Source organism: Georgenia wangjunii (assembly GCF_036421975.1).
Lineage (GTDB): Bacteria > Actinomycetota > Actinomycetes > Actinomycetales > Actinomycetaceae > Georgenia_A > Georgenia_A wangjunii.
The window spans coordinates 31134-53344 of the sequence record NZ_JAZGON010000009.1 but is presented as its reverse complement, the minus strand read 5'-3'; the positions used below and the strand labels follow the sequence as shown (position 1 = coordinate 53344).

At 74.6% G+C, this 22211-nt stretch carries 21 protein-coding genes; 5 read left to right on the top strand and 16 right to left on the bottom strand.

Features of this window, described 5'->3' with window-relative positions; translation table 11 throughout:
- Nucleotides 1-32: 32 nt before the first annotated feature.
- The 5 genes from V2J63_RS12900 to V2J63_RS12880 form a co-directional block, all read right to left on the bottom strand.
- Nucleotides 33-1616 carry a leucyl aminopeptidase family protein gene (locus tag V2J63_RS12900; protein ID WP_331231454.1) on the bottom strand — a complete coding sequence of 528 codons (1584 nt, stop codon included), beginning with the start codon at nucleotides 1614-1616 and terminating at the stop codon, nucleotides 33-35.
- Nucleotides 1617-1637: 21 nt separating this feature from the next.
- On the bottom strand, nucleotides 1638-1805 hold the full coding sequence (locus tag V2J63_RS12895; protein WP_331231453.1) for a DUF3117 domain-containing protein: 168 nt from the start codon (nucleotides 1803-1805) through the stop codon (nucleotides 1638-1640).
- An 80-nt stretch (nucleotides 1806-1885) separates the two neighbouring features.
- Nucleotides 1886-2695, bottom strand: a complete 810-nt coding sequence (locus V2J63_RS12890; RefSeq protein WP_331231452.1) for an LOG family protein — start codon at nucleotides 2693-2695, stop codon at nucleotides 1886-1888.
- Nucleotides 2692-3810 (bottom strand): succinyl-diaminopimelate desuccinylase, encoded by a 1119-nt coding sequence (dapE, locus tag V2J63_RS12885; RefSeq protein WP_331231451.1) that lies wholly within the window; start codon nucleotides 3808-3810, stop codon nucleotides 2692-2694. Before dapE ends, V2J63_RS12890 begins: the two co-directional genes overlap by 4 nt.
- A 44-nt stretch (nucleotides 3811-3854) precedes the next feature.
- A complete protein-coding gene (locus tag V2J63_RS12880) occupies nucleotides 3855-5279 on the bottom strand; it encodes an NAD(P)H-quinone dehydrogenase (protein WP_331231539.1) in 1425 nt (474 codons plus the stop codon).
- A 176-nt stretch (nucleotides 5280-5455) separates the two neighbouring features.
- Here V2J63_RS12880 and V2J63_RS12875 point away from each other — a divergent pair, with 176 nt between their 5' ends.
- On the top strand, nucleotides 5456-6298 hold the full coding sequence (locus V2J63_RS12875; protein WP_331231450.1) for a purine-nucleoside phosphorylase: 843 nt from the start codon (nucleotides 5456-5458) through the stop codon (nucleotides 6296-6298).
- Nucleotides 6299-6348: 50 nt separating this feature from the next.
- Nucleotides 6349-8079 (top strand): phospho-sugar mutase, encoded by a 1731-nt coding sequence (locus V2J63_RS12870; RefSeq protein WP_331231449.1) that lies wholly within the window; start codon nucleotides 6349-6351, stop codon nucleotides 8077-8079.
- Nucleotides 8080-8138: 59 nt separating this feature from the next.
- On the opposite strand, the gene V2J63_RS12865 is transcribed toward V2J63_RS12870, so the two are convergent.
- Nucleotides 8139-9380, bottom strand: coding sequence for an ice-binding family protein (locus V2J63_RS12865; RefSeq protein WP_331231448.1), 1242 nt, complete (start codon nucleotides 9378-9380; stop codon nucleotides 8139-8141).
- 344 nt (nucleotides 9381-9724) lie between these two features.
- On the opposite strand from V2J63_RS12865, the gene V2J63_RS12860 reads away from it, so the two are divergent.
- Nucleotides 9725-10204, top strand: coding sequence for a pyridoxamine 5'-phosphate oxidase family protein (locus V2J63_RS12860; protein WP_331231447.1), 480 nt, complete (start codon nucleotides 9725-9727; stop codon nucleotides 10202-10204).
- A 36-nt stretch (nucleotides 10205-10240) separates the two neighbouring features.
- Nucleotides 10241-12289 (top strand): choline BCCT transporter BetT, encoded by a 2049-nt coding sequence (betT, locus tag V2J63_RS12855; protein ID WP_331231446.1) that lies wholly within the window; start codon nucleotides 10241-10243, stop codon nucleotides 12287-12289.
- Here betT and V2J63_RS12850 read toward each other — a convergent pair.
- The 9 genes from V2J63_RS12850 to V2J63_RS12810 are packed head-to-tail and all read right to left on the bottom strand — an operon-like array spanning nucleotide 12246 to nucleotide 20127.
- Nucleotides 12246-13016, bottom strand: a complete 771-nt coding sequence (locus V2J63_RS12850; protein WP_331231445.1) for a CDP-alcohol phosphatidyltransferase family protein — start codon at nucleotides 13014-13016, stop codon at nucleotides 12246-12248. The genes betT and V2J63_RS12850 overlap by 44 nt on opposite strands.
- Nucleotides 13017-13041: 25 nt before the next feature.
- Nucleotides 13042-13896: an aldehyde dehydrogenase family protein gene (locus V2J63_RS12845; protein WP_331231444.1), complete on the bottom strand. Its 855-nt coding sequence runs from the start codon at nucleotides 13894-13896 to the stop codon at nucleotides 13042-13044.
- Nucleotides 13896-15389 (bottom strand): aldehyde dehydrogenase family protein, encoded by a 1494-nt coding sequence (locus tag V2J63_RS12840; protein ID WP_331231443.1) that lies wholly within the window; start codon nucleotides 15387-15389, stop codon nucleotides 13896-13898. Before V2J63_RS12840 ends, V2J63_RS12845 begins: the two co-directional genes overlap by 1 nt.
- Nucleotides 15390-15397: 8 nt before the next feature.
- Nucleotides 15398-16411 carry a deoxyribose-phosphate aldolase gene (deoC, locus tag V2J63_RS12835; RefSeq protein ID WP_331231442.1) on the bottom strand — a complete coding sequence of 338 codons (1014 nt, stop codon included), beginning with the start codon at nucleotides 16409-16411 and terminating at the stop codon, nucleotides 15398-15400.
- A gap of 13 nt (nucleotides 16412-16424) precedes the next feature.
- On the bottom strand, nucleotides 16425-16628 hold the full coding sequence (locus V2J63_RS12830) for a hypothetical protein (protein WP_331231441.1): 204 nt from the start codon (nucleotides 16626-16628) through the stop codon (nucleotides 16425-16427).
- Complete coding sequence (locus tag V2J63_RS12825) at nucleotides 16618-17466, bottom strand: hypothetical protein (protein ID WP_331231440.1); 849 nt, start codon at nucleotides 17464-17466, stop codon at nucleotides 16618-16620. The genes V2J63_RS12830 and V2J63_RS12825 overlap by 11 nt, the downstream gene beginning before the upstream one ends.
- The gene (locus V2J63_RS12820; RefSeq protein WP_331231439.1) at nucleotides 17466-18779 is read right to left on the bottom strand and encodes a thymidine phosphorylase; all 1314 of its coding nucleotides are present in this window, start codon (nucleotides 18777-18779) and stop codon (nucleotides 17466-17468) included. Before V2J63_RS12820 ends, V2J63_RS12825 begins: the two co-directional genes overlap by 1 nt.
- Complete coding sequence (locus V2J63_RS12815) at nucleotides 18776-19195, bottom strand: GntR family transcriptional regulator (RefSeq protein WP_331231438.1); 420 nt, start codon at nucleotides 19193-19195, stop codon at nucleotides 18776-18778. Before V2J63_RS12815 ends, V2J63_RS12820 begins: the two co-directional genes overlap by 4 nt.
- Complete coding sequence (locus V2J63_RS12810; protein WP_331231437.1) at nucleotides 19192-20127, bottom strand: hypothetical protein; 936 nt, start codon at nucleotides 20125-20127, stop codon at nucleotides 19192-19194. The genes V2J63_RS12815 and V2J63_RS12810 overlap by 4 nt, the downstream gene beginning before the upstream one ends.
- 117 nt (nucleotides 20128-20244) lie before the next feature.
- Here V2J63_RS12810 and V2J63_RS12805 point away from each other — a divergent pair, with 117 nt between their 5' ends.
- The gene (locus tag V2J63_RS12805) at nucleotides 20245-21768 is read left to right on the top strand and encodes a threonine/serine exporter family protein (RefSeq protein ID WP_331231436.1); all 1524 of its coding nucleotides are present in this window, start codon (nucleotides 20245-20247) and stop codon (nucleotides 21766-21768) included.
- Nucleotides 21769-21781: 13 nt separating this feature from the next.
- Here V2J63_RS12805 and V2J63_RS12800 read toward each other — a convergent pair whose 3' ends face one another.
- Nucleotides 21782-22207: a cytidine deaminase gene (locus V2J63_RS12800; protein WP_331231435.1), complete on the bottom strand. Its 426-nt coding sequence runs from the start codon at nucleotides 22205-22207 to the stop codon at nucleotides 21782-21784.
- Nucleotides 22208-22211 lie beyond the last annotated feature (4 nt).

Here is a 22211-nt window from a genome sequence, read left to right as displayed (position 1 = left end):
GCGGGGGGGCCGCTGCGCTCGGGGGGCTACGTTCAGGCGAGCGAGTCGAGCCAGCGCAGGAGCAGGCGCGCGCCGTAGCCCGTTGCGCCCTCGGGGATCTCGTGGCGCGCCTTCGGCGAGCGCGCCGCTCCGGCGATGTCGAGGTGCGCCCACGCGCTGCCGCGGGCGAAGTGCTGGAGGAAGAGCGCCGCGGTGATCGACCCGCCGCTGATGTGAGGGTCGGTGCTCTGGTGGCACAGGTCCGCGACGTCGGAGGCGAGCGAGGCGCGGTACTCCTCGACGAGGGGCATGCGCCAGACGCGCTCGCCGCTCTCCTCGCCGGCGGCGGTCAGCGCCGCCGCGAGGGCGTCATCGTCGCTGTAGAGGGCGGCGTGCGTGCGCCCGAGGCCGAGCGTCGCGGCACCGGTGAGCGTCGCGACGTCGACGACGACGTCGGGGTCGTGCGTCGCCCGCACCCACGCGATCGCGTCGGCGAGGACGAGGCGGCCCTCGGCGTCGGTGTTCGTCACCTCGACGGTCGTGCCGTCCACGGCCCGCAGGACGTCACCGGGGCGGTACGACCCCGCGCCCATGGCGTTCTCGGCGAGCGGGAGGACGGCGACGACCCGGTGCGGGAGCCTCTTCTGCGCCGCCGCGAGCACGGCAGCGAGGACGACGGCGGCGCCGGCCATGTCCGTCTTCATGGGGATCATCGCGTCGCGCGGCTTGATCGAGATACCGCCCGTGTCGTACGTGATGCCCTTGCCGACGAGCGCGACGGTCCGCGTCGCCGCCGTCGCCCGCGCCGGGGTGTACGTGACGGTGACGAGGCGCGGGGGCGTCGCCGAGCCGGACCCGACGGCGAGGAGGCACTCGAGGCCGGTGCGCCGCAGCCACTCCTCGTCGTGGACCTCGGCGCGCACGCCGTCGACGCCTGCCGCGAGGGCGAGCGCCTGGTCGGCGACCCACTGGGGGTTCTTCGTGCTCGACGGCGTGGCCGTGAGCGTCCGGGCGAGCACGGTGGCCGCGGCGGCGGTGCGCGCGGCGGCGACCGCCTCCTCGACGGCGGGACCGCCGGGTCCGAGGAGGACGAGACGCTCCGCGGGCGGCTTGCCGGCTGCGTCCGTCGTCGCGGTGCGCGGCACGCGGTAGGAGGTGAGGAGGAAGCCCTCGACGAAGGCGCGGACACCGGCGGCGTCCGCGCTCTGCGCGACGGTGGTGACGACGCCGGTGAGGCCCTGCGTCGCGCGGCTGAGTGCCGAGCCGGCCCGGCGCATGGCGTCCGGGCCCGCGTCACCGACACCGAGGACGACGAGGCGGGCGGGCAGGCCGTCCCAGCTGAGGGCCGGGCCGCCGGTGAGGGCGCGCGGGAGGTCGAGGCTCGCGACGTCCCCCGCCTTGCCCCGCAGGCCCTCGCGCTGGGCGAGGTCGAGGAGGTCGACGCCGTACCGCGTGGCCGCGTCGACCGTCCCCGGGCGGGGCTGGACGTCGTCCTCCCCCTCGGCGGGCGGGTCGACGACGACGGCGACGGCCTGGACGGACCCGCCGTCGGTCCACGGGCCGTCCTGCGCGAGCGAGCCGGCCACGACGGCGACGTCGGGGAGCACGCTCAGGCCCGGGACCTCAGTGATCGGCATGGGTGAGGAGGTCCCCGCCCGTCAGGACGCGACGGAGCTGAGCGCCTGGCTCAGCTCACCGGCCTCGGCCGGGGTGAGCTCGACGACGAGCCGGCCGCCGCCCTCGAGCGGGACGCGCATGACGATGCCGCGCCCCTCCTTGGTGACCTCCATCGGGCCGTCCCCGGTCCTCGGCTTCATCGCGGCCATCTGGCACCCCTATCGTTCGTCGTCGTCCCGCGCGGTCCGTCCGTGGGTCCACGGCGCCGGCGTGCTGGGTCCATCTTAGATCAACGCGCTGACGTGGACGCCTCTTCAGCCGCGGCCGCCTGCGCCGCGACCTCGCTCCGGAGCAGCTCCGCGCTCGCCCGGACGAGCTCGACGGCCTCCTCGGCGGTGTCGACCACCTGGATGAGGTCGAGGTCCGCGGCGGAGATGTTGCCCGCCGCGAGCATCGAGGTCCGGAGCCAGTCGACGAGCCCGCCCCAGAAGCTCGAGCCGATGAGGACGAGGGGGAACGACTTGACCTTCTGCGTCTGGACGAGGGTGAGTGCCTCGAAGAGCTCGTCCATCGTCCCGAACCCGCCCGGGAGCACGATGAACCCCTCGGCGTACTTGACGAACATCGTCTTGCGCACGAAGAAGTAGCGGAAGTTGACGCCGAGGTCGACCCAGGAGTTCATGCCCTGCTCGAAGGGCAGCTCGATGCCGAGGCCCACGGAGACCCCGCCGGCGTCGCAGGCACCCTTGTTCGCGGCCTCCATGACGCCGGGCCCGCCGCCGGTGATGACGGCGTAGCCGGCCTCGACGAGGCGGCGTCCCACCTCCACCCCGAGGGCGTACTCGGGCGCCTCGCGCGGGGTGCGGGCCGAGCCGAAGACGCTGACGGCCGGGCCGAGCTCGGCGAGCGCGCCGAAGCCCTCGACGAACTCGCTCTGGATGCGCAGGACCCGCCACGGGTCGTCGTGGACCCAGTCGGCACCGTACTTCTTCGCCAGGAGGCTCTCGTCGGTCGTCTGCTCGGGGATCTGGTCGCCCCGCAGGGAGACGGGCCCCTTGCGGTAGACGTCCCCGCGCCGGCCGTTGTGGATCTCGCTCATGCGTTCGTCCCTCCGGTGAGCCACGCCGCCAGGGCGGTGGCGCACGCTCGTATGTGGTCGGTCGGGCAGTGCTCGTCGTCGGCGTGCGCGAGGGACGGGTCCCCCGGGCCGAAGTTGACGGCCGGGATGCCGAGCTCGCTGAACCGGGCGACGTCCGTCCACCCGTACTTCGGCCCGGGCGCCCCGCCCGTCACCGCACCCACGGCGCGCACGAAGTCCGCGACGGCGGGGTCGTCGAGCCCGGGCCGGGCACCCGCGGCCAGGTCGGTGACCTCGACCTCGTGGCCGGCGAACACCTCGCGCACGTGCGCCTCGGCCTGCGCGGGCGTGCGGGACGGCGCGAACCGGTAGTTGACGGTGACGGTGCACGCGTCGGGGATGACGTTCGTCGCGATGCCGCCCGTGATGCCGACGGCGTTGAGGCCCTCGCGGTAGACGAGGCCGTCCACCTCGACCTGCGCCGGCACGTACGCGCTCAGCCGGGCCAGGACGTCGGCGGCGGCGTGGATGGCGTTCTCCCCCCGCCAGGCGCGGGCCGAGTGCGCCGCCCGGCCGGACGTGCGCACGCTCGCGCGCAGCGTGCCGTTGCAGCCACCCTCGATCCCCGCGCGGCTCGGCTCGCCGAGGACGGCGAAGTCGCCCGCGAGCCAGTCGGGGTGACGGCGGGCGAGGCGCCCGAGCCCGTTGAGCGCCGCGTCGACCTCCTCGTGGTCGTAGAAGACCCACGTGACGTCCCACGCTGGCTCGCGCAGCGCGGCGGCGAGGTGGAGCGCGACGGCGACGCCCGCCTTCATGTCGACGCTGCCCCGCCCCCACAGGACCTCCGCGCCGTCGACGGTGCGGAGCTCGGCCGGCACGTTGTCCTTGATGGGGACCGTGTCGAGGTGGCCGGCGACGACGGCACGGCGCTCCCGTCCCAGCCGGGTGCGGGCGACGACGGCGTCCCCGTCGCGCAGGACCTCGAGGTGCGGCAGCGGGGCGAGCGCCGCCTCGACGGCGTCGGCGACGGCACGCTCGTCGCCGGAGACGGACGGGATGTCGCACAGCGCGCGGGCGAGCTCGACGACGTCGGCGCCGGCGAGGTCCGGCAGGGCGTGCGAGGGATGATCGATCACCCCTCGAGGGTAGAGGGCGCCGGCCGGCCGCGCCGGGCGTCCCGCTACTGCTCGCGCAGGTGGAGCGTGCGCGCTGCCTCGGCGATGGACCCCGAGAGCGAGGGGTAGATGGTGAAGACGTTGGCGAGCTGGTCGACGGTGAGCCGCTGCGTCACGGCGACGGCGAGCGGGAAGATGAGCTCGCTCGCGCGGGGGGCGACGACGACACCGCCGATGACGACGCCGGAGGAGGTGTCGGCGATGACCTTGACGAAGCCCTCGCGGATGCCGAGCATCTTCGCCCGCGGGTTGCGGCCGAGCGGCAGGCGCGTGACCGTCCCGTCGACGCGCCCCTCCTCGACGTCGGCCTGCGTGACGCCGATCGTCGCGATCTCCGGGGCCGTGAAGATGTTCGCCGCGACGGCGGAGCGGTCGAGCGGCGCGACGGCGTCCCCGAGCGCGTGCCACATGGCGATCCGGCCCTGCATCGCCGCCACCGAGGCCAGGGGCAGGACGCCGGTGCAGTCGCCGGCCGCGTAGATCCGTAGCGCCGTCGTCCGCGAGACGCGGTCCACCTGGATGTGCCCGGAGTCGGCGACGGCCACCCCGGCCTCCTCGAGCCCGAGGCCGGCCGTGCTCGGCACGCCCCCGACCGCGACGAGGCAGTGGGAGGCCTCGACGACGCGGCCGTCCTCGAGCTCGACCTCGACGACGTCGCCCGTGCGGCGCACGGCGGCAGCGCGCGAGCGGGACAGGACGGTCATCCCGCGGCTGCGGAACACGCTCTCGATGAGCTCGGCGGCGTCCTCGTCCTCCCCCGGGAGCACACGGTCACGGCTCGAGACGAGGGTGACGGGCACGCCGAGGGCGTTGTACGCGCCGGCGAACTCCGCGCCGGTGACGCCGGACCCGACGACGACGAGGTGGTCGGGCAGCGCGGTGAGGGAGTACATCTGCGCCCACGTGAGGATGCGCTCGCCGTCGGGCTGGGCGTCGGGCAGGACGCGGGGCACGGCGCCGGTCGCGACGAGGGTGACGTCGGCGGTGAGCCGGCGCTCTCCGCCGTCGGCCGTGCGGACGAGCACGTGGCGCGTCCCGTCGCTGCCGAGGCCCCCGTCGAGCCGGCCCTCGCCGTCGATGACCTCGATGCCCTCGCGCTCGAGGCGGGCGTGGATGTCGCGCGACTGGCGCGCGGCGAGCTCGACGACCCGCTCGTTGACGACGCGGAGGTCGACCCTGAGCCCACCGACCTCGCCGTCCGTGCCGCCGTCGGCGGTGATGCCGAGCTCGGCTGCGGAGTCCGCGATCGTCATCCACTCGGCGGTCGCGATGAGCGTCTTCGACGGCACGACGTCGGTGAGGACGGCGGAGCCGCCGATGCCCTGGCGCTCGACGACCGTGGCCCGTGCGCCGAGCTGGGCGGCCACGAGCGCCGCCTCGTAGCCGCCGGGCCCGCCGCCGAGGATGACGACGCGGCTGCCCTCACGCACGGGCGACGGTCCGGCGGCCTCCTGGGCGCGCCGGCCCTCGACCGGGGCGGGGCGGGGCGCCGGCGCCTGGGGGGTGGATGCGGCTGCGGGCGGCTGTTGGGTGCTCACCCCTGGCATTGTGCCGTCCCCGACGCGGGGCTGCGCACCGACCTGCCCGGCCGGGTAGCGTCAGGCGCATGAGCGCAGCCACCGGTCCTGACACCGCCCGCAGCGACCCGTTCGAGCTGGCCGCCGCGGCCGCGCAGCGCCTCGCCGAGCTCACCGGGGTCGCCCGGCACGACGTCGCGCTCGTCCTCGGGTCCGGCTGGGGCGGGGCCGCGGACCTGCTCGGCGCGACCGTCGCCGAGGTCCCCGCGGCGGAGCTGCCCGGCTTCCACCCCTCCGTCGTCGTCGGGCACGCGGGGACGGTCCGCTCGGTGCGCATCGCCGACGACGGCGACGGCGAGCCCCGGCACGCGCTCGTCCTCGGCGCCCGCACCCACTACTACGAGGGCCGCGGCGTGCGCGCCGTCGCGCACGGGGTCCGCGTGGCCGCCGCGGCCGGCGCGCGCGCCCTCGTCCTGACGAACGGCTGCGGCGGGCTCGACCCGGCGTGGCCTGCCGGCACGCCGGTGCTCATCTCCGACCACATCAACCTCACGGGCACCTCGCCGCTCGAGGGCGCGACGTTCGTCGACCTCACGGACCTGTACTCCGCGCGGTTGCGCGACGTGGCCCGCGCCGTCGACCCCTCGCTGCCCGAGGGCGTGTACGTCCAGTTCCCCGGTCCCCACTACGAGACGCCCGCCGAGGTGCGGATGGCCCGCGTCCTCGGCGGCGACCTCGTCGGGATGTCGACGGCGCTCGAGGCCATCGCGGCCCGCCACGTCGGCCTCGAGGTCCTCGGCCTCTCGCTCGTCACCAACCCGGCGGCCGGGATCTCCCCCGAGGCGCTCTCCCACACCGAGGTGCTCGCCGCCGGGCGTGCGGCCGGGCCGCGCGTGAGCGAGCTCCTCGCCGCGATCGTCCGCGCGATGTGACGGCGGGCGACCATGACCCCAGCACCCCACCCAGAGAGGCCCGTGCCCCGATGAACGCCGACGCCGTCCAGTCCTGGATCGACGAGGACCCCGACCCCCGCACGGCCACCGAGCTCGCCGAGCTCCTCGCCGCGGCGACGGCGCAACCCACGCCGGACGACGCGGACGGGCCGTCGGCCGGTGACGTCGCCGCGGCGCGGGCCGAGCTCGCGGACCGGTTCTCCGGCCCGCTCGAGTTCGGCACGGCAGGTCTCCGGGGCGCGCTCGGGGGCGGGCCGAACCGGATGAACCGCGTCGTCGTCATCCGCACCGCGGCCGGGCTCAGCGCGTTCCTCGCCGAGCAGGTCGGCACCGACCCGTTCCGCGTCGTCATCGGCTACGACGCCCGCCACAACTCCGAGCAGTTCGCCCGGGACACGGCCGCCGTCGTCACCGCGGCCGGCGGCAAGGCGCTGCTCCTCCCCTCACCCCTGCCCACGCCCGTGCTCGCCTTCGCGGTGCGCCGCCTCGACGCCGACGCGGGCGTCATGGTGACCGCGAGCCACAACCCGCCGCAGGACAACGGCTACAAGGTCTACCTCGGCGGGCGCGTCGTGCCCGGCAGCGGGCGCGGCGCGCAGATCGTCCCCCCGCAGGACGCCGAGATCGCCGCCCGGATCGCCGCGGTGGGCCCGCTGCGCGAGGTCCGCATGGCCGACGGCGGGTGGGACGTGCTCTCCGGCGGCCTCGTCGAGGAGTACCTCACCCGGGTCGCGTCCCTCGTCCCGGCGAACCAGTCGGTCGCCGCCCTGCGCATCGTCCTCACGCCGCTGCACGGCGTGGGCGGGGCGACCGCGCTCGAGGCGCTGCGCCGCGCGGGCTTCACCGACGTCCACCTCGTGCCCGAGCAGGCCGAGCCGGACCCGGACTTCCCCACGGTCGCGTTCCCCAACCCCGAGGAGCCGGGCGCGCTCGACCTCGCCATGGACCTCGCGCGGCGCGTCGAGGCGGACCTCATCATCGCCAACGACCCCGACGCGGACCGGTGCTCGGTCGCCGTCCCCGACGGCGACGCCTCCACCGGCTGGCGCCAGCTGACCGGCGACGAGGTGGGGGCGCTCCTGGGCCAGCAGGCCGCGACGGTGGGAGCGATGACGGGCACCGGCGTCCTTGCCAGCTCGGTCGTCTCCTCCAGGCTGCTCGCCCGCATCGCCGCGGCGCACGGGCTCGAGCACCGGACGACGCTCACCGGCTTCAAGTGGATCAGCCGCGAGGAGGGACTCGTCTTCGGGTACGAGGAGGCCCTCGGCTACTGCGTCGACCCGGCCTCCGTGCGCGACAAGGACGGGATCAGCGCCGCGGTCCGGGTCGCCATGCTCGCCGCGCTCCTGCGCGAGCGCGGTCGCACCCTCGACCACGCGCTCGACGACCTCGCCGTGCGGCACGGGCTGCACGCGACCGCGCCGCTGTCCGTGCGGGTGGCGGACCTCAGCCTCATCGGTGCCGCGATGGCACGGCTGCGCACGGCCGGCCCGACGACGCTGGCCGGGTCCCCGGTCGTTCGTACGGTCGACCTCGCCGAGGGCTACGACGGCCTCCCGCCGACGGACGGGCTGCTCTACCTCACCGCGGCCGACGACCGCGTCATCATCCGTCCGAGCGGCACCGAGCCGAAGCTCAAGTGCTACCTCGAGGTCGTCCTCCCGGTCTCGACCGTCGAGGCCGTCCCTGCCGCCCGCGTGGCCGCCGGGCAGCGGCTGGCGGCGATCCGGGCCGACGTCGCGGGCGCCGTCGGCCTCTAGCACGACCGAGGGGCGGGGCCGGCGCGATGCCGGTCCCGCCCCTGGTGGTACGTCCGTGACTAGCTCAGCCGGGCGCGCCTGACGAGCAGGAGGCCGGCGAGCAGGAGCCCCGCCGAACCGGCGAGCGCGGCGACAGGCAGGTCGAGGCCCGTGCGCGGCAGGTCGGGGTTCCCGGGCGTGCCGGGGACGACCGGCGTCCCGGGGGTCCCGGGGGTTCCCGGCGTGCCCGGTCCGCGGAAGATGCTGCTGTCCGTGGGCGTGTCGATCCCCGGCGTCGCGGTGTCCGTGGGCGGGACGGCCAACCCGGTCGGCGTGCTCGGTCCGTCGGTCGGCGGCGTCACACCGTCGGTGGGGACATCGGTCGCCTCTGTCGGGACATCTGTGGCCTCCGTCGGCACGTCCGTCGGCTCAGTGGTCTCGTCGGTCGGGACGTCCGTCGGCTCGTCGGTCGGGGCGACCGTCGGCTCCTCGGTCGGCTCGTCGGTCGGGACGACCGTCGGCTCGTCGGTCGGGTCCTCGGTCGGCTCGTCGGTCGGGTCCTCGGTCGGCTCGTCGGTCGGGTCCTCGGTCGGCTCGTCGGTCGGGAGCGCGGGCTCGCAGCCCGGCGCACGGACGACGTTCGCGTCGAGCGACACCTGGCCGTTGCGTGCGAGCAGGCGTCCGTCGATGACGGCACCGGTGTTCGCGGTGACGGAGGTCAGCGCGAGGATGCTGCCGACGAAGGTGGAGCCGGTGCCGAGCGTCGCGGAGCTGCCGACCTGCCAGTACACGTTGCAGGCCAGGGCGCCGTTGACGAGCACGACGTCGCTCGACGTCGCTGTCGTCAGCGCGGAGGCGACCTGGAAGACGAAGACGGAGCTCGGGTCACCCTGCCCGTCGAGCGTCAGCGTCCCGCCGAGGGCGAGCGTGCTCGTCGAGCCGTAGACCCCGGCCGTCAGTGTCCGCCCGACGAGGTCGCCGCTGACGGACGTCGCCGGCCCGCGCGAGGCCGCGTCGTCGTAGGCGATGACGAGGTCGGCCTTCGCCTGTGCGGCGTGCGCGTCGCCCGCATGCAGTGCTCCACCGACGATGCCCGGGGGGAACCCGACGATCGCGGTGCCCGGGCTCACGCCGAGGTCGCGGTCGAGGACGGTCGCACCTGTGCTCGTCACGGTCTCGCCGCCGAGGACGGAGTAGCTCACTGCGGTGCCCAGTCCCACGGGCGCCTCGGCCGCGACCGCGACCAGAGCGCCCTGCCCCAGGCCGGTGAGGAGGAGCGCCCCGGCGACGGCGAGGGCCCCTGCACCTGCGCGCCGTCGCACGGAGCTACGCCTCGTGGTCGGTCGTTCTCGAGCTGAGTGCGCGCCCATAGGGTGCCTTCCGTCGACGATCTCCGGGTGAACCCCGCGTGCGCGATGGGAGTGCAGGGCGCCGGACGATCACCGCCCGATTTGCAACCTTGCGCTCCCTGCAATGAATGTACGCCATGGTCGCGGGCACATGGATGATAGTGAGCGGAAACACGTCAATTGTGCTGCCAGCAGAACATCTCCGGTACCTGTCCGCCGTGGGGTGGCGGGTCCCCGGGCGCCGACCTAGCGTGAACGCCGAAGACCGGGCCAGCGCCACGCGACCCGGCCTCCCACGGACCAGAAGGAGCGCGACGATGACGGACACGGACGGACGGGCCAAGGTCAGCGAGCTCATCACAGGCATCCACGTCGCGATGGTGACGACGACCTCGGTCGAAGGCGGTCTCCGCTCGCGCCCGCTCGCACCGCAGCAGGTCGAGTTCGACGGCGACGTCTACTTCATCGTCGAGCGCCACTCCTCGGTCGTCTCCGACGTCACCGCCAGCCCGGCCGTCAACGTCGCGTACGTCGACGGCTCGACGTGGGTCTCGGTCTCCGGCACCGCGCGCGTCGTCGACGACGAGGCGAAGCTCGCCGAGCTGTGGGACACCTTCACGGACGCCTGGCTCACGGGTGGGCCGGACGACCCCGGCAACGTCCTCCTCCACGTCAGCGCCGAGTCCGCGGAGTACTGGGACTCCCCCGGCGCCAAGGTCACGCAGGTGGCCAACCTCGTCAAGGCGAAGGTCACCGGGAAGCGCCTCGAGGCGGACATGGGCAAGGTCGAGCTGTAGCCTCCGGTCCGGAGCACGGCCGACACAGGGGAGCCCATGGAAGACCGGACCGACGCTGCCGTCGCCGACGCCGCCCAGGCAGCACCACCGGCCCGGATCCGACCGCCGGTGTTCTACGGCGCCGCGGCGGGCGTCGTCTCCATCGCGCTCTGGGCGATCCTCGCCCCGGGGTCGGCCGCGGAGACCATCGGCGCGCTCGTCGGGTGGACCTCGCAGTGGTTCGGCTGGTTCTACATCCTCTTCGCCACCGTCGTCCTCGTCTTCGTCATCAGCATCGGCCTGTCCCGTTACGGGCGCATCAGGCTCGGCCCGGCGCACTCGGAGCCGCAGTTCAGCACGTTCGCGTGGGCCTCGATGCTCTTCGCGGCGGGCATCGGCACCGACCTCATGTTCTTCGCGGTCGCCGAGCCGGTCACGCAGTACCTCGCCCCGCCGGTCGGCGAGGGCCAGACGGCGGCGGCGGCGCGCGAGGCCACCGTCTGGACGCTGTTCCACTACGGGATCAGCGGATGGGGCATGTACGCCCTCATGGGGATGGCGCTGGCCTACTTCGCCTACCGGATGAACCTGCCGCTCGCCGTCCGGTCCGCGCTCTACCCCATCGTCGGCAAGCGCATCCACGGGGCGCTCGGTGACACCGTCGACCTCGCGGCGGTGCTCGGGACGATCTTCGGGGTCGCGACGTCGCTCGGGATCGGCGTCGTCCAGCTCAACTTCGGCCTCGACGTCCTCTTCGGCATCCCCGAGGGGCGCGCCGCGCAGATCGGGCTCATCGCGCTGGCCGTCCTCGTCGCGACGGTCTCCGCGGTGAGCGGCATCGACCGGGGCATCAAGCGCCTCTCGCAGCTCAACGTCATCCTCGCCATCGGCCTCGCGGGCTTCCTCCTCGTCACGGGCGACACCGCGTTCCTGCTCAACGCGCTCGTGCTCAACGTCGGTGACTACGTCAGCTCCTTCCCCGGGCTGACGATGGAGACGTTCGCGTTCGAGCGGCCGGTGGAGTGGCTCAGCGGCTGGACGCTCTTCTTCTGGGCCTGGTGGATCGCCTGGGCCTCGTTCGTCGGCTTGTTCCTCGCCCGGATCTCGCGCGGCAGGACGATCCGCCAGTTCGTCGTCGGGACCCTGCTCATCCCCTTCAGCTACATCCTCATGTGGGTCTCGATCTTCGGTAACAGCGCGATCGAGGCCATCCGCAACGGCAACGCCGCCTTCGGGCAGCTCGCGATGAACACCCCGGAGCGCGGGTTCTACACCCTCCTCATGGAGTACCCCGCGTTCCCGCTCGTCGCCTCGATCGCAACGTTCGTCGGGCTCCTCTTCTACGTCACCTCGGCGGACTCGGGCGCGCTCGTCATGGCCAACCTCTCCTCACGGCTGAGGTCCCCGCGGGACGACGCCCGCAGCGGCGTGCGTATCTTCTGGGCGCTGGCGACCGGTGTCCTCACCGCGGCCATGCTCGTCGTCGGCGGCGTGCCGGCGCTCCAGAACGCGACGATCATCATGGGCCTGCCGTTCGCGTTCGTCATGGTGCTCGTCATGGTGGGGCTCCACCGTGCGCTCAAGGTCGAGACGGAGAGCGCCCCGGCCCGCGCCGAGGGCAGCCCCGGCCGTCCGCCGGGCACGCGGGCGCGCGCTGGCACCCGCGGTACCCGGAGCCGCTGGATGCGTCTGGGCCGGGCTATCGCCTTCCCCCAGGAGGCGCGCGCCCGCGAGTTCCTCGAGGACGTGGCCGCGCCTGCACTCGCGGAGGCGGCCCGCGAGCTGCACGACCGGGACGTCGCGGCGCAGGCCTACCGGGTCACGGACGAGGGCGTCCCCGCCGTCCAGCTCGTCGCGGACCCCGCAGGCACGGACCCGTTCCGCTACCGGGTCCGCCTGCGCGAGGTCCCGCTCCCGGTGTACGCGCCCAGCCTGCCGCGCGGGGACGACACGTACTACCGGCTCGAGGTGCGGCTCGGTGAGGACGCCTCCGGGTACGACGTCATGGGCTCCGCGCACACCCAGATCGTCGACGACGTCCTCGACCAGTACGAGCGGCACCTCACGGCCGCGCGCCTGCCCGAGCCCGACGGCCCGCGAGCGTGAGGTAGACGCTCACGACGGCGTAGTAGGCGACGTAGGCGAGGGAGAGCCCGACCGCGGCGGGGTGCGGTTCGGGGAAGCCAGCGAGGACGACGGCGTAGAGCACGATCCAGGCCGCGGCCAGGGCGACGTTGAGCGCCCGGAAGGCGTTCGTCCGCGAGGGGTAGACGTACTTGACGGGCACGAAGACGAGCACGGCGCACGCGAGGATGACGACGGCCGTGACGACGACAGGCAGGTCCAGCACGACGACGTAGAAGGCGACGACGTTCCAGTAGCTCGGGAAGCCGAGGAAGTAGTGGTCCTCGGTCTTGGCGTCGGTGCGGCAGAACTGGTAGCTCGAGGCGAGGAGCGGGACGGCGGCGAGGGCCGTCCCCCACGCCCCCTCCGGGAGGTAGCCGCCCGCCCACAGGAGGATGACGGGTACGAGCACGTAGGTGATGTAGTCGACGATGTCGTCCAGGCGCGCGCCGTCGAAACCGGGGATCGTCTCCTTGACCCGCAGGCGGCGCGCGAGCATGCCGTCCGTGCCGTCGATGACGAGGGCGGCGAGCAGGATCCACAGCGCCCGGACGGCCTCGCCCTCGACGGCCGCGATGATCGCGAGGAGGGCGAGCACGGTCCCGCTCGCGGTGTAGAGGTGCACCGCCCAGCCGGCGGCCCGCAGGCCTCTGGCGGGTGCGGGCAGCGCGGCGTCGCGACGGTCGGTCTCGACCCGTACCTGGCTCATCCCCGCGAGGCTACGGGACGCACGCTCACAGCATCCCCTTGGGGTGCCAGACCGTCTTGGTCTCCGTGAGCATCGTGATCCGCGCCAGCGAACGGGCCGGGACCCCGGGCTCGGGGTCGAGGACGCGCTTGAGCGTCTCGGCGGCGGCGATCTTGAGGTCCACCCAGTCGAGGTCGCCCGCGCCGGTGAGGTCGAGGGCGTTGACGTCGGCGTGCGACGCGAGCCACGGCGCGATCTCCCCGGGCGAGCCGGTGAGGACGTTGACGACCCCGCCCGGCACGTCGCTCGTCGCGAGGACCTCGCTCAGGCTGATGGCGCTGAGCGGGGCGTCCTGCGCGGCGACGACGACGACGGTGTTGCCGGCCACCAGCGCCGGCGCGACGACGGAGACGAGCCCGAGCAGCGCCGAGCGCTGGGGCGCGACCACCGCCACGACGCCCGTCGGCTCCGGGCTCGAGATGTTGAAGTACGGGCCGCTCACGGGGTTGGCGTTCCCGGCGACCTGGACGTACTTGTCCGCCCACCCGGCGTACCAGACCCACAGGTCGACGGCCGCGTCGACCTCGGCCGCGGCCTCCTCGGCGCTGACCCCCTGGACGGCGACGAGCTCGGCGGCGAACTGCTCGCGCCGGCCCTCAAGGAGCTCGGCGATCCGGTAGAGGACCTGCCCGCGGTTGTACGCCGTCGCCCCGGACCACCCGGCCACGGCCTTGCGCGCGGCGACGACCGCGTCCCGGGCGTCCTTGCGGCTCGCCTGGGCGGCGTTGGCGAGGAAGTCGCCCGCACGGGTACGCACCTCGTACGTGCGCCCGCTCTCGCTGCGGGGGAACGTCCCCCCGATGTAGAGCTTGTAGGTCTTGGGGATCGTCAGCCTCGACATCACTTGGCGCCCTTCGTCGGGGAGGTCGTGCGCACGGTCGCCTCGGGGAGCGCGGCGGTTCCCGTGCTGAGGTAGGCCGCCAGCCCGTGCCGGCCGCCCTCGCGGCCGTAGCCGGACTCCTTGTACCCGCCGAACGGCGAGGCCGGGTCGAACCGGTTGAACGTGTTCGCCCACACGACGCCGGCACGCAGCCGGTCGGCGACGGCGAGGATGCGGCTGCCCTTGTCGCTCCAGATGCCGGCGGACAGCCCGTAGGGCGTGTTGTTCGCCTTGGCCACCGCCTCGTCGGGGGTGCGGAAGGTGAGCACCGACAGGACGGGCCCGAAGACCTCGTCACGCGCGATGCGGTGGCTCGTCGCGACACCGGTGAAGATCGTCGGCGCGAACCAGAACCCGTTCTCGGGGATGGCGCAGCTGGCGGTCCACCGCTCGGCGCCCTCCGCCTCACCGATGTCGGAGAGGGTGCGGATCCGCTCGAGCTGCGCGCGCGAGTTGACGGCGCCGATGTCGGTGTTCTTGTCGAGGGGGTCCCCGAGGCGCAGCGTCGAGAGCCGGTCCTTGAGCCGGGCGACGACGTCGTCGTGGATGTTCTCCTGGACGAGGAGACGGCTGCCGGCGCAGCACACGTGGCCCTGGTTGAAGAAGATCCCGTTGACGATCCCCTCGACCGCCTGGTCGATGGGGGCGTCGTCGAAGACGATGTTCGCGGCCTTGCCGCCGAGCTCGAGCGTGAGCTTCTTCTGCGTGCCCGCCACCGAGCGGGCGATCGCGCGCCCGACGGCGGTCGAGCCGGTGAAGGCGACCTTGTCGACGTCGTCGTGGTTGACGAGCGCCTCCCCCGTCGCCCCCGCCCCGCTGATGATGTTGACGACGCCCGGGGGCAGGTCCGCCTGCTGGAGGATCTCGGCGAAGAGGAGCGCGGTGAGCGGGGTCGTCTCGGCGGGCTTGAGCACCACCGTGTTGCCGGCCGCGAGCGCCGGCGCGATCTTCCACGCGAGCATGAGGAGCGGGAAGTTCCACGGGATGACCTGCGCCGCGACGCCGAGCGCGCGGGGGTCGGGGCCGAGGCCCGCGTGGTCGAGCTTGTCGGCCCAGCCCGCGTAGTAGAAGAACCACGCGGCGACGAGCGGGACGTCGACGTCGCGGCTCTCCTTGATGGGCTTGCCGTTGTCGAGGCTCTCGGCGACGGCGAGCTCGCGTGCCCGTTCCTGGACGAGCCGCGCGATGCGGAACAGGTACTTGCCGCGGTCCGCGCCGCTCATGGTGCGCCACGTGCGCTCGTACGCCCGGCGCGCGGCGGCGACGGCGAGGTCGACGTCGTGGGCGTTCGCGGCGGCGATCTCGGCGATGGGCGCCTCCGTGGCGGGCGAGATCGTCGTGAACGCCTCGCCGTGGCCGTCGACGAACTCGCCGTCGATGAAGAGGCCGTAGCTGGTGCGCAGGTCGAGGACGGCGGTCGACTCGGGGGCCGGGGCGTAGTCGAGGAATCGCATGGTGGTCCTTAGTCGATCGTCACGTAGTCCGGCCCGCTGTAGCGGCCCGTGGTGAGCTTCTGGCGCTGGAGGAGCACGTCATTGAGGAGGCTCGAGGCGCCGAAGCGGAACAGGTGCGGGGTGAGCCACTCCTCCCCCACCGTCTCGGCGACGGTGACGAGGTGCTTGATGGCGTCCTTCGAGGTGCGGATCCCGCCGGCGGGCTTGACACCGACGCGCTCGCCCGTGAGCCGGTGCCAGTCCCGGACCACCTGGAGCATGAGCAGGGTGACGGGCAGCGTCGCCGCCGGGGAGACCTTGCCCGTCGAGGTCTTGATGAAGTCGGCGCCCGCGAGGACCGCGAGCCACGAGGCGCGCCGCACGTTGTCGTACGTGCGCAGCTCGCCCGTCTCGAGGATGACCTTGAGGTGGGCGGCGGTGCCGTCCTCGCGCCGGCACGCCTCCTTGACGGCGACGATCTCGTCGAAGACCTGCCCGTAGTGCCCGCTGAGGAACGCGCCGCGGTCGATGACCATGTCGATCTCGTCCGCGCCGGCCCGCACGGCGTCGGCCGTGTCGGCGAGCTTGACCGCGCGCGAGGCGCGCCCGCTCGGGAACGCCGTCGCGACCGCGGCGACGTTGATGCCGCCCGCGTCGAGCCCCTTGAGCTCACCGAGGGCCTCGACGGCGTAGGGCACCATGTCGCCGTACACGCAGACCGCCGCCGGGCGCGGGGTACTGAGGTCGGTCGCGTCGGGCGTGCGCGCCTTGGCGACGAGCGAGCGAACCTTGCCCGGGGTGTCCGCCCCCTCGAGGGTCGTGAGGTCGACGAGCGAGATGATCGTGTCCAGCGCCCAGGCCTTCGACGTCGTCTTGATCGAGCGGGTGCCGAGGCCGGCAGCGCGCTGCTCGAGGCCGACGGCGTCGACGCCGGGCAGTCCCTCGAGGTGGAGCCGCAGGCTCTTCTCGGTCAGCTCCCCGCCGAGCGCGCGGACGGCGCGCTCGGCGGGGGCGAGCGCGGTCGAGCCCGGCTTCGTGGTCATGACTTCTCCTGTCTCAGGACGGCACCTCGTCGTCCTCGTCGAGCGGGACCTCGAGCGACTGCTCGAGCTTGTCACCCTCGGAGCCGTCGGAGTCGGCGCTCACCTCGGCCGGGGGCTCGTAGTCCTCGGGCGCGGCGGCCGCGTCCTCGGTGGGCGCGAGCTCCTCGACGTCGGTCGTCGGCTCGATGCCCGTCTCGGGTGTCGGTTCAACGCTCATGCGTGCCTCCTATGGTCTCACCCAGTGTGGTGTGCGCCCCGGCGGGGCGCAGGCGGTCGGGGACGGGCAGGAGCGCGGCGACGACGTGCGCCCACCCGCCGAGAGCGGGGTGCGGCTCGGTGCGGTCGAGGAGGTCCTCGGTGCGCACCCGGTAGACGGTGCCGCGCCCGGGCTCGTAGAGGTGGAGCACGTCCGCGGCGGCGTCCCGCGCGCCCGCGGGGAGCGGGACGGCGAGGACGACGTGGCGCGGCACGGCGGTCGCGAGGCCGGAGCGCAGGTCACCGCCGGTGTACAGCGGCACGGGGATGCCGCGCAGCGTCGCGCTGCGGACGGCGGCGAGCACCGACGCGCCACCGCGGGAACCGTCGTCGAGCGGGCGCACGCGGTACCGCACGCCCGGGAAGCGCGCCTCGCGGGCGGCCGTCCACGGGGGCGTGCCGTACACGGCCGGCCAGGGCAGCGGCCCGAGGGCGCGCCGGCCCGTCGCGGCCTTGACCCGCTCCTGCGCGGCCGCGAACCGGCCCGCCGCGTCCAGGCCGTCGCGCTCGAGCGGCACCTCGGGCGGGAGTCCGGCCGAGTCCGGGAGCGCGCCGGTCTCGAGCCACGTCGCAAGGACGGGGTCACCCGTCGCGGCGAGCATGACGAGCACGGCCGAGCCGCACGTCGTCTCGTCGACCTGGCGGGCGGGTGCGCCCCCGAGGTGGACCGGGATCCCCACGGGAGAAGGCGCCGCGGGCGCCGTCGCGGGAGCGGGGGTGGCGGGCAGGTCGGCCCGCACCGGGCGGCTCACCGCCGCGAGCGGCGCCGTCAGCTGCCAGCGGTGCCACGACCCGGGCATCAGCGCGCCACCCGGTCGAGGACGACGTCCCCGCCACCGGCGCCCGTCGCACCACCCGTGCCCGTCCCGCCGCCGGCGTCGATGCCGACGGCAGCGGCGAGCGCCTCGTGCGCGCGGGCGAACCGCTCCGGGGTGTCGGTGTGCAGCGTCATGAGCACCTGCCCGGCGCGCACCGTGTCCCCCGGCTTGGCGTGCAGCTCGACGCCGGCGCCGGCCTGGACGGTGTCCTCCTTGCGCGCGCGGCCCGCACCGAGGCGCCACGCGGCGATGCCGACGTCGTAGGCGTCGAGGCGCGCGAGGACGCCGTCGGTCTCGGCCCGCACCTCCTCCGTGTGCGCGGCGCGGGGCAGGTCCGCGTCCGGGTCGCCGCCCTGGGCACGGATCATCCGCCGCCACACGTCCATGGCGCGCCCGTCGGCGAGGGCCGCCTCCGGGTCCGCGTCCGGCTGGCCTGCCGCCGTGAGCATCTCCCGGGCCAGCGCGACGGTGAGCGCGACGACGTCGGCCGGGCCCCCGCCGGCGAGGACCTCGACCGACTCGCGGACCTCGAGCGCGTTCCCGGCGGTGAGCCCGAGCGGGGTCGACATGTCCGTGAGGAGGGCGACGGTACGCACCCCCGCGTCGGTCCCGAGCGTGACCATCGTCTCGGCGAGCTCCCGGGCCCGGTCGAGGTCCTTCATGAAGGCCCCGGACCCCACCTTGACGTCGAGGACGAGCGAGTCAGTCCCCTCGGCGATCTTCTTGCTCATGATCGAGGAGGCGATGAGCGGGATGGCCTCGACCGTCGCGGTCGTGTCCCGCAGGGCGTAGAGCTTCTTGTCCGCCGGGGCGAGCCCGGAGCCGGCCGCGCAGATGACGGCGCCGACGTCGGCGAGCTGGGCGAGGATCTCCTCGTTGCTCAGCGCGGCCCGCCACCCCGGGATGGCCTCGAGCTTGTCGAGCGTCCCGCCGGTGTGGCCGAGCCCGCGGCCGGAGAGCTGGGGCACCGCGACGCCGAAGACCGCGACGAGGGGGGCGAGCGGGAGCGTGATCTTGTCGCCCACGCCGCCGGTGGAGTGCTTGTCCGACGTCGGGCGGCCGAGCGCGGAGAAGTCCATCCGCTCGCCCGAGGCGATCATCGCGGCCGTCCAGCGGGCGACCTCCTCCCGGTCCATCCCGTTGAGGTAGATCGCCATGGCGAGCGCGGACATCTGCTCGTCCGCGACGACGCCCCGCGTGTAGGCGTCGATGACCCAGTCGATCTGCGTCGGGGAGAGCGCCGCCCCGTCTCGTTTCGTGCGGATGACGTCGACGGTGTCGAAGGGCTCGGTCATGCGCCCACTGTAGGTCGTCCCCCAGGGGCGGGCACGGCCTCGCCGGGTGCGGCCATGAGGGCGCCGCGGACGAGGTCGAGGACCTCGGGGTCGCTCAGCCCGGCCGCCCGCGCCTCGGCGACGAACGCGTGGGCGCGGGCCCGGACGCCCGCTGCGGGACCGCCCGTGCCGGCCCCGGGAGCCACGACGGTGCCCGTCCGGCGGCGGGACTCGACCAGCCCGCCGGCCTCGAGCTCGCGGTACGCCCGCTGCACCGTCCCGACGGCGACACCGAGGTCCGCCGCGAGGTCCCGCACCGTGGGCAGCCGTTGCCCCGGGACGAGCCCACCGGCGGCGACGAGGGCCGTGACCTGGCTGCGGATCTGCTCGTAGGGCGGGACACCGGAGGCGAGGTCGACGGTGACGAGGCCGCTCACGGCCGCGCACCCACCTCGGGCCTGGCGGGGGCGGAGCCGCGCGGCACGGAGGGACTCGGGATGCACGCGCTCCCGGCGGCGCCGAGGGAGACGAGCCCCGTCGCGAGACCGAGAGCCAGCCCGGCCCACCCCCCGAGGTGCCAACCCGCGCGGAGCAGCGCCGCGCTCGCGACGAGGACGACGACGGCGACGGTGCCGCCGCTCGCGAGCTGTGCCACGCCGAGCACCCACCGGGCGCTCGTGCGCCGCAGGGCGAGGTCGTCGCCCTCGCGCGTGCCCGCGACGGCCGGACGACGCGCCACGAGGTGGAGCACGGCCCAGGCGACGACGGCGACGGCGACGAGCGCCCCGCCGAGCGGAAGGGCGTAGGGCGCTCCCGGGTACGGCCCGGACGCCCCACCGAGGGAGCCGCGGGCAGCGGCGTCGCTCGTGATGAGCGCCGGTACGGCACGGCCGGACGCGTCAGCCGTGAGGGTGAGGACGAGGAGGCACCCGAGCCCGGTCGCGGTCGTCCCGGCGAGGAGCCGGCCGCGTCGCGCGGCGAGCTCGGCCACGCCGCGCCGCCGCAACGACGCGGTACGGACGCTGCCGACGGGCCGTGGCCACGTGCGCTCGCCCACCGCGAGGAGCGCGAGGGAGACGAGCCCGCCCGCCAGGGGTCCCAGCGCCGCCGGCAGCCCCGGCACCCCGGCGAGCCGGAGGGGACCGGCTCCGTCCCCCTGGCTCACGAGGACGAGCGTGACGACGAGGCCCCCGACGAGCGCCAGCGCGGCGGACACCCTGGCGTGCCGACGGGCCGCCACGAGGGTCGCTGCGGGCGTGTCCGCGGGACGGGCACCCCGACCGGCGGCGACGAGGGCGGCCACGAGGAGGCCGACGACGAGTCCGGCCGCGAGGACGAAGCCGAGCGAGAGGAAGGCAGCAGCGGCCATGACAACGGCTCCAATGAGTCGATTGATTGCTTCAATATATCTTCTCGGCGCGAACGCCACCCTGTCAAGCACGACCCCGCTCGACGTCCCGCCCGGCCGCCGTGTCATGCTCGACGGGTGCGACAGCGGTGGAGTGCTCGAGGACTGGCCCGGCGGGCGACCGGCGGACCACCCACGGTCCTGGCGGGCCTGCGCTCGCGCCGGGAGGAGCTCGACGCGCGCACCGTCCACGGCGTCCTCGACCTCGCTCTGCGGACCGGCGAGGCCATGCTCTCCCTCGGTGCCGCGGCGGTCGACGTCACCGACGCCGTGCGCCGCGTCCTGTCCGCGTTCGGCCTCGCGGGCAGCCAGGTGGACCTGACGTTCACGTCGATCACCGTCTCCGCCGGGCACGGCCCGGACTCCACCCCCGTGACGATGATGCGCGTCGTCCAGGAGCGCGTGCAGGACTACGGCCGCCTGGCGCGCGTCGAGGAGCTGGCGCGGGAGGTGACTGACGGGCGCATCCCGATCGCCGACGCCCCCAACCGCCTCGAGCGCGCCCACGCCGACCTCGACGAGATCGTGGCTGCCCCGCAGCAGTACCAGCGGTGGGTCGTCACGGTCGCGCTCGCCGCGCTCGCCGCGTCGGTCGCGCTGCTCCTCGGCGGTGGTCTGCTCGTCGCGGCCGTGGCCGCCGCGACGACCGCCGTCATCGACCGCGTGGTCTGGCGGCTCGCGCGCTGGGGCCTGCCCGCCTTCTTCACCCAGGCGGCCGGGGCGGCGGTCGCGGCGCTCGTCGCCGTCGCCCTCTACCAGCTCCTCCCTCTGCTGCCGGTCGACGCCGCGATCCTGCCACCGTCGCTCGTCGTCGCGTCCGGCATCGTCGTGCTCCTCGCCGGCCTCTCGCTCGTCGGTGCGGCGGAGGACGCGATCAGCGGGTTCCCGATCACGGCCGCCGCGCGCTCGTTCGAGGTCGTCGTGCTCACCCTCGGCATCGTCGTCGGCATCGCCGGCGTGCTCGACATGGCCCGCCGCGTCGGTGTCCCGCTCGTGCTCGTCGACCCACCGGTCAACACGTCCCCGCTCCTCGTCCAGGTCCTCGCCGCCCTCGCGTGCGCGGCGACGTGGGCCGTCGCCGCGTACTCCCGCCCCCGGGCCGTGGCCGTCGCCGGGGGTGCGGGCGCCCTCGCGTGGCTCGTCTTCTCAGGCGTCACCGCGCTCGGCGTCGGGCCGGCGGTCGCGAGCGCCGTCGCCGCCGTCGTCGTCGGGGCGCTGAGCGAGGCGGTCGGTGGCCGGTGGGGCGTGCCGACGATCGTCACCTCGGTGTGCGGGATCGTGCCGCTGCTCCCGGGCCTGACGATCTACCGCAGCCTCTTCGCGTTCGCCGGGGAGCCGACGGCCGACCCGGTCGGGGGCCTCACCGGGCTGTTCAGCGCGGCGCTCATCGGCCTCGGCCTCGCCTCCGGCGTCTCGCTCGGGGAGTTCCTCGCCCGCCCCCTCCGCCTCGGTCGGACCCGGCGTCGCGCCACCGAGGAGCGCGAGGTCATCGAGGGCATCCTCCCGCCCTCGCCGGACGAGGACGGCCCGGTGGCCGAGCCCGCGCCGGACGCGGCCGCGGACCTCGGGAGCGGTCGCGACGTCGATGAGACGGCGCGCTGAGGCGCCGGCGCACCTAGGCCGGGGACGTACCGTCCGCGGCGGCGTGGAGGTGCCCCACGCCGAACGCCTCGGGGAGCACGTCGGACATGGGATGGATCCCGCTCGGCGTCTCGACGAGCAGGTCGGGCCCACCGTGCTCCCACAGGAGCTGGCGGCACCTCCCGCAGGGCACGATCGTCGCGCCCGCACCGTCGACGCACGTGAAGGCGACGAGACGCCCCCCACCGGAGGCGGCGAGGGCGGAGACGAGCCCGCACTCGGCGCACAGCGTCACCCCGTACGCGGCGTTCTCGACGTTGCAGCCGGTGACGAGCCGCCCGTCGTCGACGAGCGCCGCCGCGCCGACCGGGTAGGACGAGTACGGCACGTACGCCCGTCGCATGATCTCGCGCGCTGCCTCGCGCAGCTCGCGCCACGTGCCGTCGTCGATGTCAGCCATGATC

Excerpts from the sequence above, each read along its gene's own strand:
- V2J63_RS12895 (WP_331231453.1), bottom strand. The coding sequence starts at position 1,805 with ATGGCCGCGATGAAGCCGAGGACCGGGGACGGCCCGATGGAGGTCACC.
- V2J63_RS12890 (WP_331231452.1), bottom strand. The coding sequence starts at position 2,695 with ATGAGCGAGATCCACAACGGCCGGCGCGGGGACGTCTACCGCAAGGGG.
- V2J63_RS12800 (WP_331231435.1), bottom strand. The coding sequence starts at position 22,207 with ATGGCTGACATCGACGACGGCACGTGGCGCGAGCTGCGCGAGGCAGCG.
- V2J63_RS12860 (WP_331231447.1), top strand. The coding sequence starts at position 9,725 with ATGACGGACACGGACGGACGGGCCAAGGTCAGCGAGCTCATCACAGGC.
- V2J63_RS12820 (WP_331231439.1), bottom strand. The coding sequence starts at position 18,779 with ATGACCGAGCCCTTCGACACCGTCGACGTCATCCGCACGAAACGAGAC.
- V2J63_RS12825 (WP_331231440.1), bottom strand. The coding sequence starts at position 17,466 with ATGCCCGGGTCGTGGCACCGCTGGCAGCTGACGGCGCCGCTCGCGGCG.
- V2J63_RS12830 (WP_331231441.1), bottom strand. The coding sequence starts at position 16,628 with ATGAGCGTTGAACCGACACCCGAGACGGGCATCGAGCCGACGACCGAC.
- V2J63_RS12900 (WP_331231454.1), bottom strand. The coding sequence starts at position 1,616 with ATGCCGATCACTGAGGTCCCGGGCCTGAGCGTGCTCCCCGACGTCGCC.
- deoC (WP_331231442.1), bottom strand. The coding sequence starts at position 16,411 with ATGACCACGAAGCCGGGCTCGACCGCGCTCGCCCCCGCCGAGCGCGCC.
- V2J63_RS12870 (WP_331231449.1), top strand. The coding sequence starts at position 6,349 with ATGAACGCCGACGCCGTCCAGTCCTGGATCGACGAGGACCCCGACCCC.
- betT (WP_331231446.1), top strand. The coding sequence starts at position 10,241 with ATGGAAGACCGGACCGACGCTGCCGTCGCCGACGCCGCCCAGGCAGCA.
- V2J63_RS12840 (WP_331231443.1), bottom strand. The coding sequence starts at position 15,389 with ATGCGATTCCTCGACTACGCCCCGGCCCCCGAGTCGACCGCCGTCCTC.
- V2J63_RS12810 (WP_331231437.1), bottom strand. The coding sequence starts at position 20,127 with ATGGCCGCTGCTGCCTTCCTCTCGCTCGGCTTCGTCCTCGCGGCCGGA.
- V2J63_RS12850 (WP_331231445.1), bottom strand. The coding sequence starts at position 13,016 with ATGAGCCAGGTACGGGTCGAGACCGACCGTCGCGACGCCGCGCTGCCC.
- V2J63_RS12845 (WP_331231444.1), bottom strand. The coding sequence starts at position 13,896 with ATGTCGAGGCTGACGATCCCCAAGACCTACAAGCTCTACATCGGGGGG.
- V2J63_RS12875 (WP_331231450.1), top strand. The coding sequence starts at position 5,456 with ATGAGCGCAGCCACCGGTCCTGACACCGCCCGCAGCGACCCGTTCGAG.